At 64.0% G+C, this 17,602-nt stretch carries 13 protein-coding genes and 1 pseudogene; 6 read left to right on the top strand and 8 right to left on the bottom strand.

Translation table 11 applies throughout. The features are described from left to right. Nucleotides 1-73: 73 nt before the first annotated feature. The 4 genes from ACZ5U1_RS00290 to ACZ5U1_RS00275 are packed head-to-tail and all read right to left on the bottom strand — an operon-like array spanning nucleotide 74 to nucleotide 5,575. Complete coding sequence (locus tag ACZ5U1_RS00290) at nucleotides 74-1,588, bottom strand: Ppx/GppA phosphatase family protein (protein ID WP_464778878.1); 1,515 nt, start codon at nucleotides 1,586-1,588, stop codon at nucleotides 74-76. Nucleotides 1,589-1,594: 6 nt separating this feature from the next. Next, nucleotides 1,595-3,733, bottom strand: a complete 2,139-nt coding sequence (locus tag ACZ5U1_RS00285; RefSeq protein ID WP_464778877.1) for an RNA degradosome polyphosphate kinase — start codon at nucleotides 3,731-3,733, stop codon at nucleotides 1,595-1,597. A gap of 10 nt (nucleotides 3,734-3,743) precedes the next feature. After that, on the bottom strand, nucleotides 3,744-4,376 hold the full coding sequence (locus ACZ5U1_RS00280) for a P-loop NTPase family protein (RefSeq protein ID WP_464778876.1): 633 nt from the start codon (nucleotides 4,374-4,376) through the stop codon (nucleotides 3,744-3,746). Further along, a complete protein-coding gene (locus tag ACZ5U1_RS00275; RefSeq protein WP_464780056.1) occupies nucleotides 4,373-5,575 on the bottom strand; it encodes a heavy-metal-associated domain-containing protein in 1,203 nt (400 codons plus the stop codon). The genes ACZ5U1_RS00280 and ACZ5U1_RS00275 overlap by 4 nt, the downstream gene beginning before the upstream one ends. Before the next feature lie 184 nt (nucleotides 5,576-5,759). Here ACZ5U1_RS00275 and purM point away from each other — a divergent pair, with 184 nt between their 5' ends. The 5 genes and pseudogenes from purM to nadB all read left to right on the top strand — a co-directional run bounded on the left by purM (nucleotide 5,760) and on the right by nadB (nucleotide 10,698). Next, a complete protein-coding gene (gene purM, locus ACZ5U1_RS00270; RefSeq protein ID WP_464778875.1) occupies nucleotides 5,760-6,854 on the top strand; it encodes a phosphoribosylformylglycinamidine cyclo-ligase in 1,095 nt (364 codons plus the stop codon). 108 nt (nucleotides 6,855-6,962) lie between these two features. Beyond that, nucleotides 6,963-7,535 (top strand): annotated as a pseudogene (purN, locus tag ACZ5U1_RS00265) (phosphoribosylglycinamide formyltransferase); the annotation flags it as partial. A gap of 186 nt (nucleotides 7,536-7,721) precedes the next feature. Further along, nucleotides 7,722-8,648, top strand: a complete 927-nt coding sequence (locus tag ACZ5U1_RS00260) for an ABC transporter ATP-binding protein (protein WP_464778874.1) — start codon at nucleotides 7,722-7,724, stop codon at nucleotides 8,646-8,648. Next, nucleotides 8,645-9,088, top strand: coding sequence for an endonuclease domain-containing protein (locus ACZ5U1_RS00255; protein WP_464778873.1), 444 nt, complete (start codon nucleotides 8,645-8,647; stop codon nucleotides 9,086-9,088). Before ACZ5U1_RS00260 ends, ACZ5U1_RS00255 begins: the two co-directional genes overlap by 4 nt. Nucleotides 9,089-9,093: 5 nt before the next feature. After that, complete coding sequence (gene nadB / locus ACZ5U1_RS00250; RefSeq protein ID WP_464778872.1) at nucleotides 9,094-10,698, top strand: L-aspartate oxidase; 1,605 nt, start codon at nucleotides 9,094-9,096, stop codon at nucleotides 10,696-10,698. 11 nt (nucleotides 10,699-10,709) lie between these two features. On the opposite strand, the gene ACZ5U1_RS00245 is transcribed toward nadB, so the two are convergent. Further along, a complete protein-coding gene (locus tag ACZ5U1_RS00245; RefSeq protein WP_464778871.1) occupies nucleotides 10,710-11,555 on the bottom strand; it encodes an alpha/beta fold hydrolase in 846 nt (281 codons plus the stop codon). 158 nt (nucleotides 11,556-11,713) lie between these two features. On the opposite strand from ACZ5U1_RS00245, the gene ACZ5U1_RS00240 reads away from it, so the two are divergent. After that, nucleotides 11,714-12,859: a serine hydrolase gene (locus tag ACZ5U1_RS00240; RefSeq protein ID WP_464778870.1), complete on the top strand. Its 1,146-nt coding sequence runs from the start codon at nucleotides 11,714-11,716 to the stop codon at nucleotides 12,857-12,859. A 7-nt stretch (nucleotides 12,860-12,866) separates the two neighbouring features. Here ACZ5U1_RS00240 and ACZ5U1_RS00235 read toward each other — a convergent pair whose 3' ends face one another. The 3 genes from ACZ5U1_RS00235 to ACZ5U1_RS00225 form a co-directional block, all read right to left on the bottom strand. Continuing rightward, on the bottom strand, nucleotides 12,867-13,721 hold the full coding sequence (locus ACZ5U1_RS00235; protein WP_464778869.1) for an SGNH/GDSL hydrolase family protein: 855 nt from the start codon (nucleotides 13,719-13,721) through the stop codon (nucleotides 12,867-12,869). A 14-nt stretch (nucleotides 13,722-13,735) separates the two neighbouring features. Then, entirely contained in the window at nucleotides 13,736-16,333 is a 2,598-nt protein-coding gene (gene metH, locus ACZ5U1_RS00230; protein ID WP_464778868.1) for a methionine synthase, read from the bottom strand. 116 nt (nucleotides 16,334-16,449) lie between these two features. Beyond that, entirely contained in the window at nucleotides 16,450-17,496 is a 1,047-nt protein-coding gene (locus ACZ5U1_RS00225) for a homocysteine S-methyltransferase family protein (RefSeq protein ID WP_464778867.1), read from the bottom strand. Nucleotides 17,497-17,602 lie beyond the last annotated feature (106 nt).

The following is a 17,602-nucleotide window of genomic DNA, read 5'->3' as shown; positions in this document are numbered from 1 at the left end:
ACTGTCAGACACTGGCGTTGCCCCGGCCCTGTCCCCTGAAGGGGAGAGGGAGCAGGCCGTCCTTAGTACCCACTCACCAAGCCATCCGATACTTAACCCCCATGGCCTGCGCCAAATGCCGCTGCCGCCGCTCGACCGCCTCGCCGAACAGGTCCATGTCCACGCCTTTCAGCCGCAATTCGAGCGTGTCGCCCACCATCTCCAGCTTCGACGCCAGCAAAGGCCCCTCGACCCCGCCCGACAAGCGCTGACCAAGACGAATCGCCAGCCCCCATAAGGTCGCCCGCTTGAGCGCCGCGGCAGAGGCCAGTTCGCCAATGCCAGCGACCGGCGCGGCAGCCCCTCCGAAATTGCTATGCAACGCCTGCGCCAACATCGCCCGTTCGGGCGCCGTGATGCCCACCCAATTGCTGTGCAAGGCAATCTCCACCCCACGTTCCGCGCGGAAATCCGGATTGGCGCGCCAGCCGACATCGGCCAGCAAGCAAGCCGCCCTACGGATGCGCCGCCATGACGGCTCATCGTCCCGGAACAGCGGCCCGATCCAGCGATCGATCATGTCCCCATGCCCCGCGAAGCGCCCCTGCGCCTCGCCCTCCGCCTCTGCCGCGACCAGCAGCGGGTCATGCGTGCGAATGTCGGGGGGCAGATCTTCGAACAACAACCCTTCGCGCAGGCCATAGGCCGACACAACCAGTTCACTGGATTTCAGCTGCCGGACGACCACCGACAGCAATGCCGCCGCATCGGGCAAAGTCGGCACGCGCGATCCGGTGATCGACGGAATATCCTTCAACCGCGCCCGGCCCACATGGGACACGATGCGCGTCAATTGCTCCGCGCGCGCGGCGGGCATGGCATATTGATGCACCACCGGCAGCGGGAAGTTGGTCAGCTGCATGTCGAACCGGGCCAGCGCGCGCCACGACCCGCCCACCAGATAGAAGGGCAGGTCAGGCCCGGCATTCCAGCCCGCCTTCGCCAGCATCTTCTTCACCTGCCGCTCCAGAACGGCCGGCCCCTTCGCCCGGATCTGCGGCAGGCGCAGCACACCCAGCGGCAGCGAGATGGTCTCATGCACCGCACCGTCGCGCACCCGCGCAAGCTCCAGACTGCCGCCGCCCAGATCACCGACGATGCCATCCGCACCGGGTATGCCCGACAAGACGCCATAGGCCGCCGCCACCGCCTCCTGCCTCCCGGACAGCAACTCGACTTCGAGGCCCATGTCCTTGGCGCGCCGGATAAACTCATCGCCATTGGCGGCGTCGCGCACGGCGGCGGTGGCGACGCAGCGCACGTCCCGCACCTCCATCTCGCGGCACAGATGCGCAAAGCGCCCCACCGCCCGCAATCCGCGCTCCATCGCCTCCGGCTCGATCCGCCCCGTTCGCCCAAGCGACGCGCCCAGCCCCGCCATCACCTTTTCATTGAACAGGATGAAGGGAATGCGGCGCGGCCCGTCATAGACGACCAGCCGAACGCTGTTGGACCCGATGTCGATGATCGCCGTGCGCGCCTTGGCATGGGCGGGTGAGGTCACCATCGTCTCGGCGATGGCGCGCACCTGGCTCAGCATCGAATTCATGACCGTTCAGGCCCGTCTGCGCAGGCGCAATGTCGGCACCGCCCCGCTGTCCAGCGCCGCGCCCCGGCCCGAAAGCGACGGATTGGTCATGAAATAGCGATGCAGGTTGAAGGGCCGGTCGGTCGGATCGAGCCGGTCATAATGGCCATCGCTGTCCAATTCCCAACTCTGTTCGGTGTCGATCAGGTTGGCGACCATCACCTGGTCCAAAATCTGGTCGTGAACGGTCGGGTTCTCCACAGGAGCCAGAAATTCGACACGGCGGTCAAAGTTCCTCGGCATCCAGTCGGCTGAACTGATGAACACCTTCGCCCCGTTGTTCGGCAGCGCCTTGCCATTGCCGAACGCCGTGATGCGGCTATGTTCCAGAAAGCGGCCGACAACCGATTTCACCCGGATATTTTCCGACATGCCCGGCACGCCCGGCCTCAGGCAGCAGATGCCGCGCACGATCAGGTCGATCTGAACCCCCGCATTGCTGGCCGCATACAGCTTCTCGATAATCGCCGGATCAACCAGCGAGTTCATCTTGGCCCAGATATCGCCGGGGCGGCCAGCGCGGACATGCTCGATCTCCGCATCGATCAGCTGACAGAGCCGATCGCGCAGGTCGCGCGGGCTCATCACCAGCTTCTCCAGCGCCTGCGGCTCGACATAGCCGGTGATATAGTTGAACAACGCGGCGGCATCGCGGCCATAAGCCGGATCGGCGGTGAAGAAGCTCAAATCGGTATAGATGCGCGCCGTCACCGGATGATAATTGCCGGTGCCAAAATGGCAGTAGGTGCGGAACGCTTCGCCCTCGCGCCGTACGACCATCGACACCTTGGCATGGGTCTTCCAGTCAATGAAGCCATAGACCACCTGCACGCCAGCCCGCTCCAGCGCGTCGGCCCACATCAAGTTCTGCTCTTCATCGAACCGCGCCTTGAGTTCAACGACCGCCGTCACCGACTTGCCCGCCTCCGCCGCGTCGATCAGCGCACGGATGATCGCCGACTGCTTGCCCGCGCGATACAGCGTCTGCTTGATCGCCACCACATCCGGGTCAGACGCTGCTTGTTTCAGGAACGAAACAACCACGTCGAACGCTTCATAGGGGTGATGGACGACAATGTCCTTCGCCCGGATCGCCGCAAAGCAATCCCCGCCATATTCGCGAATGCGCTCAGGGAATCGCGGCGCATAGGGTTCGAACTTCAAATCCGGCCGGTCTTCCTCGACAATGCCGCTCAGGTCGCCGATGCCGACAAAGCCCTCGACCTCGGCGATGATCGCCTCATGCCCCTGAAGCATGTCCTGCAACATTTCCTCGACCGGCTCGGGAATGCGCTCCTCAATCTCCATGCGGATCACGCGGCCCCGGCGGCGGCGCTTGATGGCGCTGCGGAAATAGCGGACCAGATCCTCCGCCTCTTCCTCAATCTCGATGTCGCTGTCACGGATGATTCGGAACACGCCGCTGTTGCGCACCCGGTATCCGGGGAAGAGATCGCCCGAAAAGCGACGGATCACCGCCTCCAACGCCATGTAGCGCGCCGGATTGCCAGGCATACGCACGAAGCGGGCCAGCGAAGACGGGATCATCACCAACTCGCGGATCGGCTGCTTGTCCGACAGCCTTTCGAGGTCAAAGACGATCGACAGGCCCTGATTGGGGATGAAGGGAAAAGGATGCGCCGGGTCCAGCGCCTGCGGCGTCAGGATCGGGAAGATCTGGCCCAGGAAATGCTCCCGCAGCCATGTCTCGCATGACGGATCGAGCGGGCTCGACGGGCCGATAACCTCGATCCCGACCCGCGTCAGCTCACCATGCAGCGCGCCCCAGACCTTCTGCTGCGCCGTCATCAGCCGCGCGGTTTCATCGGTGATCGCGGTAAGCTGCTGCGCCGGGGTCAGCCCATCGGCCGACCGCATGTCGACATCCTGCAACTGCTGGCCTTTCAGCCCCGCCACGCGCACGCTGAAAAATTCATCCAGGTTCGCGCCAGAAATCGACAGGAATCGCAGCCGCTCCAACAATGGATGGGCGCGGTTCATCGCCTCTTCCAGCACGCGCTGGTTGAACGCCAACCAGGACAGCTCCCGGTTGAAATAGCGGTCGGTGGGCAGTGTCAGGCTGGCGGACGGATCAGCTTCGGCCACGTCTCTCTCACTATGATGAGGGGTGCGGATCGTCCGCCACTATAGGCAGGAAACCAGCCGCTTGCAGACTCTCTTTAGCCATAGCGACAGAAATTTTACGTCCCGATGACAATGCCGCCTCATTCAGCAGCCGCGTCACCGACTCGATCGCGGCGTAGCTGCGCTCGATTCGGCGCAGCAGCCACTCCGGCAAATCCTGCGCATATCGCGAACCGGCGCGGCCCAGCGCCCGTTCGACAAGCGCCCGGGCAAGCGGTTCGTCAGGCTGCTCGATCGCGACATGCGGCGCGGCGGCCAGGCGCGATCGCAGGTCCGGCAGAGCCACACCCCACAACGTCGGCGCGCTGTCCCCGATCAGCAATAGCGGCTTGCCGCTCGTCTGCGCGTCATTCCAGGCGTTGAACAGCAGCCGGTCTTCCTGACCCTGCGCATCGTCGATCGCCATGCCGCCGCTCATGGCAACGAAACGGCGGCCGAGCATCGATCGCCCCGACCGGGCCGGACCACTCAACACGCTGATCGCCAGCGGCCATTCGCGCCAATTTTCCAAATGGCGGACGGCCACCTGATTGGCGTCGCTGACCAGGAAGTCATCGTCCGTCCCCTGCCCTGGCCATTCGAACGGCAGGCTGATCTGGCTCATTGCGGCGCCGATGCTCCCGCTCCAGAAGGCGCCGCGCCGCCCCGCCGAATGCGTAGCACATTTCCGGAACCGGACACGGTGAAGCCCCGCGCCTGAAGCCCGGCGCGCAAGGCATCGACGCTACCGTCGAAGCTGACCTGCATCACCGAAGTTCCGCCAAGCGCAAGGCTGCTGGTCGCCGCCGACCTGACGCCCAGGATGGACCGCACCGCCGCCTCGCCCTGCGCCACCGATCCCACATCGGGCGTGTCGAACTGGATCGAAACGCTGCTGCTGGTCGCGGATGACGTCGGCGTGTCGAGCGTCTCCAACGGCAGCTCGGTCGCATTTTCGATATCGAGCGCGTCCGGATCGACGGGCTCTTCAATGATCAACGACGGGTCGGGCCGCAAACGGCCGTCATTAAGGGCAGCGGTATAAAGCTGATCGATTCGCCGCGCCGCTTCATCCATCATCTGAGGGATCGCGCTCTCGGCCGACGCGCGCAGGGAAAAGCTGCCGATCAACGTATCGTCCGGCCCATAGCGCGCCGTAAAAGTGCCCCTCACCGGACCACCTGGATATTCGCGCACAAGCCGCGCGATCGGCACCACCACATCGGCCGCGCCATATTGATCCAGCAACACGCGCCACCACAGCCGCCCGCGCCGCCCCACCTGCCCCGCATTCAGCAGGATCGGGTCGGCGATCGATCCGCTCACCCGCACATAGTCGATCGCGCTGTCCCCGGTGCGGAACCGCGCCCAAGCCTTCTGCCACTCATTGATCCGCTCATAGGAAACAGCGGACCCGCCATCCCACATCACCGGAATCACCAGCAGCGGCGGCGAGCGCATGACATGGCCGGATACGCCCAGCAGCTGCCCCGTCCGCGCGCGATCGAACAAAATGCCGAGCGTCGCAACATAGCGGGTCGGCCCGATCTGCTCATATTCGATCTCGATGCCGGAAATCATCGCCTCCAGCTGCGAATCGGACAGGTTCGGCACCCCGGCCGCGCCATGGGTGCGCGTCCAAAGCATCCGCCAGCCCTGCCGCTGCGCCAGTCGCCAGCCCGCGACGCGCGCGCTATTGGCGTCCTTGCCCAGCACATCGACCTTGATGCCGCCAACCTGATAATCGCCCCCGCTGGCGATCGGCGGCACGCCGCGTTCGCCCTCCATCTGCGCGAACAAGGCTGCGGCAGCGAGGCCCAGCATGATCGCGCCCAGAATCTGGACGGGCCGCGACAAGCGGCGGATCAGCGACGAAGGCCGGAAAATCTGGCTTTGGAAGGCAGTGGACAGGCTCACGCGCGCCCTTTTGGCGAGATTTCCCCCATCTGCCAAGCGGCAACCCATTTGCCGTTCCGTTTTCCGCATCATTGCTATAGTGGGCGCGGGCATGAGCGACACCGAATCCTACAGCTACGCCAAGGCTGGCGTCGATATCGCGGCAGGCAATGCACTGGTCCGCGCCATCGCCCCCTTGGCCAAGGCCACCCGCCGCCCCGGCGCTGATGCTGAACTGGGCGGCTTTGGCGGTTTCTTCGACCTGAAAGCCGCTGGCTATGACGACCCGCTGCTGGTCGCCGCCAATGACGGCGTCGGCACGAAACTCAAGCTAGCGATCGACCATGACCGCCATGACGGTGTCGGCATCGACCTCGTCGCCATGTGCGCCAACGACCTCATCGTGCAGGGCGCCGAGCCGCTCTTCTTCCTCGACTATTATGCCACCGGCAAGCTGGAGAGCGGCGTCGCCGAACGCGTGATCGCTGGCATCGCCGAAGGCTGCAAGCAGGCCGGTTGCGCCCTCATCGGTGGCGAGACCGCCGAAATGCCGGGCATGTACGCGGCAGGCGACTATGACCTCGCCGGATTCTGCGTCGGCGCGGTTGAACGGTCGAAGGCGCTCACCGGCAACAAGGTGAAGTCAGGCGACGTCCTGCTCGGCCTCACCTCCTCGGGCGTCCACTCCAACGGCTTCTCGCTCGTCCGCCGCCTCGCCGCGGACAAGGGCTGGAAGCTCGACCGCCCCGCGATCTTCGACAATGAAATACTGCTGATCGACGCGCTGATGGCGCCGACGCGCATCTATGTGAAGCCGCTGCTGCCGCTGGTGCGCGGCGGCAAGATCAACGCGCTGGCCCACATCACCGGCGGCGGCCTACTCGAAAACATCCCCCGCGTCCTGCCCGAAGGCTGCCATGCCGTGGTGGACGCCGACGGCTGGGAACAGCCCCGCCTGATGGCGTTCCTGCAAGCGCAAGGCCATATCGAACCGGAAGAAATGGCCCGCACCTTCAACTGCGGCGTCGGCATGGTGCTGGCGGTGGACGCTGACGCGGCGGACGCCGTTACCGCCGAACTCGAAGCCGCAGGCGAAACCGTCGTCCGCGTCGGCATGGTCGAAGCGGGCGACAAGGGCTGCACCGTGAAGGGAAGCCAGGAGACCTGGAGCGCCAAGGCCGACTGGACCGCCACGCATTTGGGGTAATCAGACGCCCAAGATAGGAAAAACCGTTCGCCCTGAGCTTGTCGAAGGGCTTCACTTCTCTTCAAGAAAGGGAGGGGCTTCGACAAGCTCAGCCCGAACGGGGAATCGATGCAAAAGGCCAAAGTCGGCATTCTCATTTCCGGGCGAGGGTCCAACATGGCAGCGCTGCTCTACGCCGCCAAGCATCCCTCCTGCCCCTATGAAATCGTCCTCGTCGCCGCCAACGACCCGCAAGCCGCTGGCCTCACCCTCGCCCAAGCGGAAGGCATCCCCACCTTCGCCCAAAGCCATAAGGGCCTGAAACGCGCCGAGTTCGACCAGATCATCGACGCGCAGCTACGCAAGGCTGGCGCGGAATATGTCGCGCTCGCCGGTTACATGCGCCTGCTCTCCCCCGAATTCGTCGCGGGATGGGAAGGCCGGATGCTCAACATCCACCCCAGCCTCCTCCCCAAATATAAGGGCCTCGACACCCACCAGAAGGCGCTCGACGCAGGCGACAGCCATGCAGGCTGCTCCGTCCATGTCGTCACCAGCGAGCTGGACGACGGCCCGGTACTCGCCCAAACGGAGGTCGCCATCCTCCCCGGCGACACCGCCGACACCCTCGCCGCGCGCATCCTCATCGCCGAACATCAGCTTTATTCCCGCACCCTCGCCGACTTCGTGACCCGCGAGCGTCACCTGCCCCTTTCAAAATAGGATTTCCCCTGATCTATCCTGCCGGATGGAACAGCCTTCCCCGACCACGCCCGCCGCGCGCGACCTGACGCCGCAATCCAGCCATGTAACTCGCCCGACAACGGTGTGAACTTCGCCCCGCCCACCTCTTTCCTTACCCGCCCGCGATCCCCATAGAGATCAGCCATGACCGAAACGACCCAAGCCGCGATCGAGATCACCAACCTCACCAAAGTCTATGCTGGCGGCAAGCGCGCGCTCGACAATATCAGCCTCACCATCCCGCGTGGCCAGATTTACGGCCTGCTCGGCCCCAATGGCGCGGGCAAGTCGACCACGATCAACATCCTGGCTGGCCTCGTCAACAAGACCAGCGGCACCGCGAAAATCTGGGGCTTCGACATCGACCAGAACCCCCGCAATGCCAAGAACAGCATTGGCATCGTACCGCAGGAGATCGTCTTCGATCCCTTCTTCACGCCGTTCGAAACGCTGGAGAATCAGGCAGGCTATTATGGCGTGCCAAAGGAACGCCGCCGCTCGCTCGAACTCCTGCGCGCCGTCCATCTGGAGGACAAGGCGAACGCCTACGCCCGCACCCTGTCCGGCGGCATGAAGCGCCGCCTGCTGGTGGCAAAGGCGATGGTCCACTCGCCCCCGATCCTCGTGCTGGACGAACCGACCGCAGGCGTCGATGTCCAGCTTCGCCAGCAGCTCTGGGCCTATGTCCGCGAACTTAACGCGCAGGGCGTGACCATCGTCCTCACGACGCACTATCTCGAAGAAGCCGAAGAGCTGTGCGACCGCATCGGCATCATCAATCACGGCCGATTGATCACCGACAAGCCCACCCGCGAACTGATCGCGATGGCGCAGGAAAAGGTCGTGCAGGTGACCGTCGACCGCGACATCACCGCCGCGCCGGACGCCCCCTGCTTCGAAAAGGTCGAACTCTCCGACCCGCGCACCCTGACCATCACCTACATGAAGGACCGCGCCAACGCCGGGCAGGTATTGAGCGCCGTGCAGGCGAGCGGGCTCTCCATCGTGGATGTGGTCACAAGGGACCCGGACCTGGAGGATGTATTCCTCAACCTGACGGCAGCGGCGTGACAGGTGGCATACCTGTTCCCCCTCCCGCTGGCGGGAGGGGGTTAGGGGGTGGGCCAGCGCAACCTTTCAAACCACGCAACACCCCTCGCGCCAAAGAGCTCAGAAACACCGCCCCGACTCCCGAACGCCTTCTGTGGCAACAACTCCGCGCTCGCAAACTCGGCCACAAATTCAGCCGCCAGATGCCGATAGGTCCTTACTTCGCCGATTTCCTGTGTCGCGAACTGGACCTCATCATCGAGATCGATGGGGGAAGCCATGACCACCGCGTAGCGTATGATCAGCATCGAGAAGATTACTGTCGCTCCCTAGGCTATCAAATCTTGCGCTTTTCCAATGCCGATGTGATGAAAAATCTTGAAGGCGTCGTGTCGCACATTCAAACCACCCTTGCGCAGGCCCACCCCCGGCCCCTCCCGCAAGCGGGAGGGGAGCAGTAGAAGTAATGCCCACCACCACCCACGACGTCGTCATCATCGGCTCCGGCGCAGCAGGCCTAACCGTCGCCATCAACCTGGCGCAAGACCGCAAGGTCATCGTCCTCGCAAAGGCCGCGCTCGACAGCGGCTCGACCAACTGGGCGCAAGGCGGCATCGCCGCCGTCCTCGACGCGGGCGACAGTTTCGAAGCGCATGTCAACGACACCATGGTCGCGGGCGCAGGTCTCAACAACCGCGAAACGGTGGAGTTCGTCGTCTCCGAAGCCCCAGCCGCCATCGACCGGCTGGCGGCACTCGGCGTCCCCTTCAACGGCGGCGAGGAGTTCGGCGAACGCTGGCACCTGACCCGCGAAGGCGGGCACAGCCACCGCCGCATCGTCCATGTCGACGACGCCACCGGCCACGCGGTGCAAGTCGCGCTGCTGAAAGCCGCCCGCGCCAATCCCAACATCACCTTGATCGAAGACATGGTCGCCATCGACCTCATCACCTCCCGCCATGGCGAGCGCTATTCGGGCGACGGTCATGTCTGGGGCGTCTACGCCTTCAACAAGCGGACCAAGCATGTCGACGCGCTGCTGGGCAAGGCGACGATCCTCTGCACCGGCGGCGCGGGCCGCACTTACCTTTTCTCCACCGCCCCGCGTGGCGCCACGGGCGATGGCATCGCCATGGCCTGGCGCGCGGGCTGCCGCGTCTCCAACATGGAGATGAACCAGTTCCACCCGACCTGCCTCTATAATCTGGAGGTCAAGAATTTCCTGATCACCGAAGCCGTGCGCGGCGAAGGCGGGCATCTGAAGCTCCCCCCCGGCGTCCCCGGCGGCGGCGAGCGCTTCATGCCCCGCTTCGACCCCCGCGCCGAACTTGCGCCGCGCGATGTCGTCGCCCGCGCCATCGACCATGAAATCAAGCGCCTCGGCCTAGACTATGTCCATCTCGACATCAGCCACAAGGAACCGGAGTTCGTCAGGCAGCACTTCCCGACCATCTACGCCCGGCTGCTCGATCTCGACATCGACATCACCAAGGAGCCGATCCCCGTCGTCCCGGCGCAGCATTATACCTGCGGCGGCGTGATCATCGATCTGGATGGCCGCACCGACATGCCCGGCCTCTATGCCGCTGGCGAAGTCACCGAAAGCGGCCTCCATGGCGCCAACCGTCTGGCCTCCAACTCGCTGCTCGAATGTTTCGTGTTCGGCGAGACGGCGGCGCGGCACATCCGCGCCCATTGGGACGATCTGCCCGCCCCCCCGCCAATCCGGCCATGGGACGAAAGCCGCGTCACCAACAGCGATGAAGAGGTCATCGTCCAGCATAACTGGAAGGAAATCCGCCGCTTCATGTGGGACTATGTCGGCATCGTCCGCACCACCAAGCGGCTTGAGCGCGCCCAGCACCGCATCGACCTGCTCGCCAAGGAAGTGGACGAATATTACGGCCATTTCCGCGTGACGCCCGACCTCATCGAACTGCGCAACCTGCTGGAAGTCGCCCGTCTGGTCGTCCGCTCGGCGCTCCGCCGCAAGGAAAGCCGTGGCCTGCACTACACGCTGGACTATCCCGACATGTTGCCTGAAGCAGTGGACACGGTGCTGGCGCCCTGACGGTGGGCGGCTCAACTGGACAGGAATTGCTTCACCGCCGCGCTGAACCGCGCAGGCTGATCCGCCATGATGACATGGCCGCCCGGCCCGATCGGCGTCAGCGTCAAATCCTTCTTGGCAGCATAGGCCGCGCGGAAGTTGCGGCCGATCTGCGCCGCTTGGGCGGCATCGGCCCCGGTGGCATAAATAACGTCCATGGGCACGCTGATGCGGCCAAGCTGCGGACCAAGGTCGATATTGGCGAGGTCGCGAAGCGCATTGGCGATGACGTCCGGGTCACTGCCCCTCGCACCGGGAGCTTGCGCCAATATCTGCGCAAGGTAACTCCGTCCCGCCTTGGTCCCGGTAAAATATTGGCTAAGTTGATCGGCCAGATAGCCCATGCCGCGCGCCGTGCCGCCCACCATGGCCGCGCCGTCCGGCAGCATATCGACCACCATCAGTCTGCCAGCCACCCCTTTCAGCCCCAGCATCATCGCCAGCGTGCCGCCCATGGAATGTCCCACGACCGCTGGCCGCCGCAGCCCGGTCGCACTGATGTAGCGCGCAATCTCGTCTGCCAGCGGCTGGATCAAAGGTCCGCTGGCATTGGCATCGGCGGCCAATCCGGCAAAGCCACGCACATGGACAAGGTGCCAGCGATAGCCCGGCAAAGCCGCCATCACGCCGTTCCACAGCCCCGGCCCGCTCGCCAGCCCCGCTATCAATATCACGTCGCGTCCGGCGCCCCGAACCGTCACGGCGATCCTGCGCGACGCGAACGGCGCCGCCGTGGCGGCACTGCCGAACATCAGTGTGCCCGCCGCAGCCGCGCCACCCAGCAAGAGCGTTCGCCGGTCCATAACCTCGATTTTCATCCCGTCTCCATCACCGGCCACGGCTTAACCTTAACTGAGCGCAAGAAGCATTCCGTTCAGGCTCCTTACATCGCAATTGTGGAATCATTCGTCGCATGAACCTTGTCAGCCGAAGGGCTCGCGCCACCAAGAGAGGTAGGGAGAGCGCGGGGACGCAGATGAAGAATGGAAATGACGGGCGCGACGCGCGTCCTTATGGCGGTTCGGTCCGTCTTGTGTTGTTGATGGCGGCGCTTTCGGCTTGTGTCAGCGCGCCTGTTGAACATCAGGCCCGTGCCACGCAGCGGGTACAACCGACGACATCAACCTTCCCCATCAAGCCTGTCGCCAATCCGCCAAAGCCTTTCCAGGCGCTGGACGTCGATCAACGCGAAACGCCGCCCCCTGCGCTCGTCAGCGTCGTCCGCAATCTGGGTCAGAGCTTCAACGGGAAAGTCGGCATCGCCGTTCGCCGCATCGGCAGTGATTGGACGGTAGCGTGGAATGGCAACTCGCTCTTTCCGCAACAGAGCGTGTCGAAGCTCTGGGTATCGATGACGTTCCTCGACGCGGTGGATCGCGGCAAGATCCGCCTGTCCGATTCGGCAACAATCACGCGGAAGGATCTGACGCTGTTCCACCAGCCAAGTGCCGCGCTGGTGGGGAATAGCGGTTGGACGACGACCTATTCCGACCTGATGCGCCGGGCGATGATGCAAAGCGACAATACGGCGAACGACACCCTGCTACGCGCGGTTGGCGGGCCGGAGGCTGTGCGATCCTATCTTTCCCGGCGCTACATAAAGGATGTTCGCTTCGGGCCTGGGGAACGGCTGCTGCAGGCCACCACCGCCGGCCTTGAATGGCGGCAGGATTATTCGATCGGCCGCAATTTCTACGCGGCCCGCGCCAGGCTGCCGATGGCGGCACGAGCGAAGGCGCTTGATAATTATCTCGCCAGCCCGCCCGATGGCGCGGCACCGGTTTCGATCGTCAATGCGCTCGCAAAGCTCAAGGAAGGCGACATGCTGTCCCCCGCTTCGGCCCAATTGCTGATGTCCATCATGAGCGAAGCAAAGACCGGGCCGCAGCGTATCAAGGGCGGCGTGCCCGCTGGCTGGCGCTATCTGCACAAGACGGGCACGGGTCAGCAGTTGGGCGCCCGCTCCACCGGCTATAACGACATCGGCATCATGACTGCGCCCGACGGCACCAGCTATGCCGTGGCGGTGATGATCGGCAGCACGACCGAGCCCATCCCGGTCCGCTGGCAACTGATGCAGGCAGTGGCAAAGGCCGTCGCGGCGAACCACGAGAAGCGATAGCGCAGGCTTATTTGTCCAGCATTCGGTCGAGCGCGTCGGCGATCGCCGTCATGCCCGGCAGCGTCGGATGATAAGGCGCGCCGACCGTTTTGCCGGGCATCGGATAGCCGCTCATCCACGGATCGGGCGCGCAGGCGTCATGCCCGGCCGTCAGCCGTGATGCGGCAAGGATCGACCCGCCCGCCTCCTTCGCCACGCGCGCCGTCAGCGCGGCCAGTCGCTTCGCCATGACACGCGCCGCATCCGCCTGCTCGGCAGTAAGCGGCGTCGCCGGGCAGATGCCCCGCTCGGGCAACACGACGGGATAGTCGACCCACACCAGCCGTGCCTGGGACGAACGCTGCCGCACCTCGGCCGCGATCCGGCGCAACGCGGCCTCCAGCGCCGCCCATTTCTCCTCGGTAGCTGGAAGCGCAGGTGGACAGCGGACACTGCTCGCCGCGTTCGCTTGGGCACAGGATGCCGCCATCAATCCGCCGATATAGCCCACGTCATTGCCGCCGATGGTGATCGTGACCAGCCGCGTCTCAGGAGTCAGCGCATTGATCTGAGGCGCAATCCCCGCCCACCCATCAAGCACGCCGCGTGTCGTCGCCCCACTGCAACTGACATCGGCAAGCCGCAGCCCCCGGCGCTTCGCCAGCTGCTGAGCATAATTATTGGCCGACCGCGCGCACATGACCGGCTTGCTGCCGGCAGAAGGCGCTATGCCCGGCCCTGCGGCAAAGGAACTGCCCATCGCCACATAAGACGCCCCGACAGGAATCGCAGTATCGGGGCGGCTGTCCCGATCATGCGCGCAACCCGCTGCGGCGACGATCAGCCCCGTCAGCAGAAACAATCTTGAGGCATATAGGGTCAAACGGTGACGCTCCCTCAATCCAGGTTCGGCCGCAACCAACGCTCCGCTGTTTCCAGGTCGATCCCGCGCCGTTGCGCATAATCTTCCAACTGGTCCCTGCCCACGCGCGCCACGCCGAAATATTCGGCCTGCGCGTGACCAAAGTAAAAGCCGCTGACCGCTGCGGTCGGCAGCATCGCGAAGCTCTCCGTCAACGTGATGCCCGTCGCATGATGCGCATCGAGCATGTCGAACAGCAGCGACTTCAGGCTGTGCTCCGGACAAGCCGGATAGCCGGGCGCCGGACGAATACCGCGATATTGCTCGCGGATCAGCGCCTCGTTGGTCAGCTGCTCGCCTTCCGCATAGCCCCACAGAGCAGTGCGGACATAATGATGCAACCGCTCGGCAAAGGCTTCCGCCAGACGGTCGGCCAGCGCCTTTAGCAGAATGTCGGAATAGTCATCGATAGCCGCCTTGAAGCGGGCCAGATGCGGCTCGATGCCGTGAATCGACACGGCGAACCCACCCATCCAGTCACCATTGGGGCTGATGAAGTCGGCAAGGCACATATTCGCCCGGCCTTCGCGCTTGGCGATCTGCTGGCGCAGCATCGGCAGCGTGACATGCTTTTCATCCTCGACATGGACGATGATGTCATCGCCCTCGCGACGGCACGGCCACAGCCCCACGACCCCGCGCGCCGTCAGCCACTTCTCGCTGACGATCTTGTCCAGCATCTTCAGTGCATCGTTGAACAGGCTGGTCGCGCTTTCGCCGACGACCTTGTCCTCAAGGATAGCCGGATAATTGCCCGCCAGTTCCCACGCGCGGAAGAAGGGCGTCCAGTCGATATAGTTGATCAGGTCCTTTAGGTCCCAATCAGGGAAGCTGTGAATACCGGGCAGCAGCGGACGGGGCGCCTTCAGCGTTTCATCCATCTCGAATGCGTTGGCACGGGCATCCTCGATCGACAGCAGCTGGCTCTGCCCCTTGCCTTCGCGCGCCTTGCGGACGTGGTCATAATCGTCCTTGGTCTTCTGGACGAAGTCGGCCTTTTGCGTTTCGGACACGAGCGCCGTCGCCACGCCCACCGCGCGGCTGGCATCCAGCACATGGACGACCGGCCCGGTAAAAGCGGGATCGATGCGGAGCGCCGTATGCACGCGAGAAGTCGTCGCCCCACCGATCAGCAGCGGCATGGTCATGTTGGCGCGCTGCATTTCCTGCGCCACCGTCACCATCTCATCGAGCGACGGCGTAATCAGGCCGGACAGCCCGATCATGTCGGCATCATTCTCGTTCGCCGCCTTGATGATGTCCTGCCACGGCACCATCACGCCCATGTCGATCACTTCAAAGCCGTTGCACTGGAGCACGACGCCGACGATATTCTTGCCGATATCATGGACGTCGCCCTTGACGGTCGCCATGATGATCCGGCCCTTGCCCTTCGCGCCCGGCTCCTTCGACGCTTCGATGAAGGGCAGCAAGTGCGCCACCGCTTTCTTCATGACGCGGGCGGATTTCACCACCTGCGGCAGGAACATCTTGCCCGCGCCGAACAGGTCGCCGACGACATTCATGCCGTCCATCAGCGGGCCTTCGATGACTTCGATCGGCTTCACGGCGGCCAAGCGGGCTTCCTCGGTATCCTCGACCACATACATGTCGATGCCCTTGACCAGCGCATGCTCCAGCCGCTTGGCGACCGGCCAGCCGCGCCATTCCTCGGCCGCCTTTTCGGACGCCGCATCCTTGCCCTTGAAGCTTTCGGCCAGTTCCACCAGCCGGTCGCCCGCCTCGGGATCGCTGTTCAGCAGCACATCCTCGCACGCCTTGCGCAGCGCGGGGTCGATGGCGTCATAGACGTCCAGCTGCCCGGCGTTGACGATCGCCATGTCCAGCCCCGCCGGAATGGCGTGGTAGAGGAAGACCGAGTGCATCGCCCGGCGCACCGGCTCATTGCCACGGAAGGAGAAGCTGAAGTTCGACAGCCCGCCCGAAATATGGACATACGGGCAGCGCGCCTTGATCTCCCGACACGCCTCGATGAAGTCGACCCCGTAATTATTATGCTCCTCGATCCCCGTCGCCACCGCGAAAATGTTAGGATCGAAGATGATATCCTCCGGCGGAAAGCCGATCGACATCAGTAGCTTGTAAGCGCGCTCGCAAATTTCGACCTTGCGCGCCTGCGTGTCCGCCTGCCCCGTCTCATCGAAGGCCATGACGACCACCGCCGCGCCATAGGCCATGCAGAGGCGGGCATGATGCAGGAAAGCTTCCTCGCCCTCCTTCATGCTGATCGAGTTCACGATCGGCTTGCCCGACACGCATTTCAGCCCCGCCTCGATCACTTCCCATTTGGAAGAGTCGATCATCACCGGCACGCGGCTGATGTCCGGTTCCGACGTCATGAGTTTCAGGAAGGTCGTCATCGCCTCCACGGCGTCGAGCAGGCCTTCGTCCATGTTCACATCGACGATCTGCGCGCCATTCTCCACCTGATCGCGGGCGATATCGATGGCGGCGGCATAGTCGCCCGCCATGATCAGCTTCTTGAACTTGGCCGATCCGGTGACGTTGGTGCGCTCACCGATGTTGACGAAAGTGGCGGTCGATTGGGTCATTTCATACTCTTCCCCCCTCCCGCAAGCGGGAGGGGCCGGGGGTGGGCTTTCCTGGGAGCAGCGCCTGGACCGGCCCACCCCTAACCCCTCCCGCCTGCGGGAGGGGGACTTTCTAATTACGCCGCGATGTGCATGGGCTCCAGCCCGGCAAGCCGCGTCACTACCGGCAACTCAGGCACCACTCGAGGCTTATGCCCCGCCAGCGCCTTCGCCACCGCGCCGATATGCGCGGGCGTGGTGCCGCAGCAGCCGCCGACCATATTGACCAAGCCCTCATCCACCCACTGACGGATGAGCGAAGCGGTCGTCTCCGGCAACTCATCATATTGCCCCAGCTCATTGGGAAGCCCCGCATTGGGATAGGCCAAAATCAGCGTATCCGCATTCTTCCCCAGTTCGCTCAGATAAGGCCGCAGCAAATCCGCCCCAAAGGCGCAATTCACCCCGATGGTCAGCGGCTTCAAATGCCGCAGAGAATACCAGAAGGCGTTGATCGTATGCCCCGACAGGTTCCGCCCCGACATGTCCGTAATCGTAAAGCTCAGCATCAGCGGCACGGGCCGCCCCGCCGCCGCCTCGGCCTCCCGCGCCGCCATGCCCGCCGCCTTGGCATTGAGCGTGTCGAAGCAGGTTTCGACCAACAGGAAGTCCACCCCACCCTCGATCAGCGCGTCGCACTGCTCGCGATAGTCGGCCTTCAACGTGTCATAATCGACCTCGCGATAGGCCGGGTCGTTCACATCGGGCGAGATCGACAAAGTCTTGTTCGTCGGCCCGATCGACCCCGCCACGAAGCGCGGACGTCCATCCTTCGCCGTTGCCGCCTCGCAAGCCTTGCGGGCGATCTGCGCGGCGGCGATGTTGATCTCCCGCACCAGATGCTCGCAGCCATAATCGGCCATGGCGATCTTCGTGGACGAGAAGGTGTTCGTCTCGATCATGTCCGCGCCCGCGTCGAGATAGGCGGTATGGATGCCCTCGACGATGTCCGGCCGGGTCAGGCACAGCAGGTCGTTATTGCCCTTCTGGTCCTTAGCGAGATCGAGCGACCCCCGATAATCCGCCTCGGTCAGCCCATGCTTCTGGATCGACGTGCCGTAGCCGCCGTCGAATATCATGATCTTTTCAGCGGCCACTTTACGAAATTGTTCTTCGGCAGTCATTTTCGCATCCTTCTCCCTCTCCCTTCAGGGGAGAGGGTCGGGGAGAGGGGAATATCAGGAGAAGTCGCCCCACGGCCCCTCTCCCGCTGCGACTAACCTTGCCTTA

It is taken from the genome of Sphingobium sp. TomTYG72, assembly GCF_055394715.1.
Note: the sequence above shows the minus strand (reverse complement) of the source record. Positions and strands in the feature narration are given on the sequence as shown.

Bases quoted from the DNA above. Each gene is read 5' to 3' on its own strand.
- ACZ5U1_RS00290 (WP_464778878.1), bottom strand. From the start codon at position 1,588: ATGAATTCGATGCTGAGCCAGGTGCGCGCCATCGCCGAGACGATGGTG.
- ACZ5U1_RS00280 (WP_464778876.1), bottom strand. From the start codon at position 4,376: ATGAGCCAGATCAGCCTGCCGTTCGAATGGCCAGGGCAGGGGACGGAC.
- ACZ5U1_RS00275 (WP_464780056.1), bottom strand. From the start codon at position 5,575: ATGCTGGGCCTCGCTGCCGCAGCCTTGTTCGCGCAGATGGAGGGCGAA.
- purM (WP_464778875.1), top strand. From the start codon at position 5,760: ATGAGCGACACCGAATCCTACAGCTACGCCAAGGCTGGCGTCGATATC.
- ACZ5U1_RS00260 (WP_464778874.1), top strand. From the start codon at position 7,722: ATGACCGAAACGACCCAAGCCGCGATCGAGATCACCAACCTCACCAAA.
- nadB (WP_464778872.1), top strand. From the start codon at position 9,094: ATGCCCACCACCACCCACGACGTCGTCATCATCGGCTCCGGCGCAGCA.
- ACZ5U1_RS00245 (WP_464778871.1), bottom strand. From the start codon at position 11,555: ATGAAAATCGAGGTTATGGACCGGCGAACGCTCTTGCTGGGTGGCGCG.
- ACZ5U1_RS00240 (WP_464778870.1), top strand. From the start codon at position 11,714: ATGAAGAATGGAAATGACGGGCGCGACGCGCGTCCTTATGGCGGTTCG.
- metH (WP_464778868.1), bottom strand. From the start codon at position 16,333: ATGACCCAATCGACCGCCACTTTCGTCAACATCGGTGAGCGCACCAAC.
- ACZ5U1_RS00225 (WP_464778867.1), bottom strand. From the start codon at position 17,496: ATGACTGCCGAAGAACAATTTCGTAAAGTGGCCGCTGAAAAGATCATG.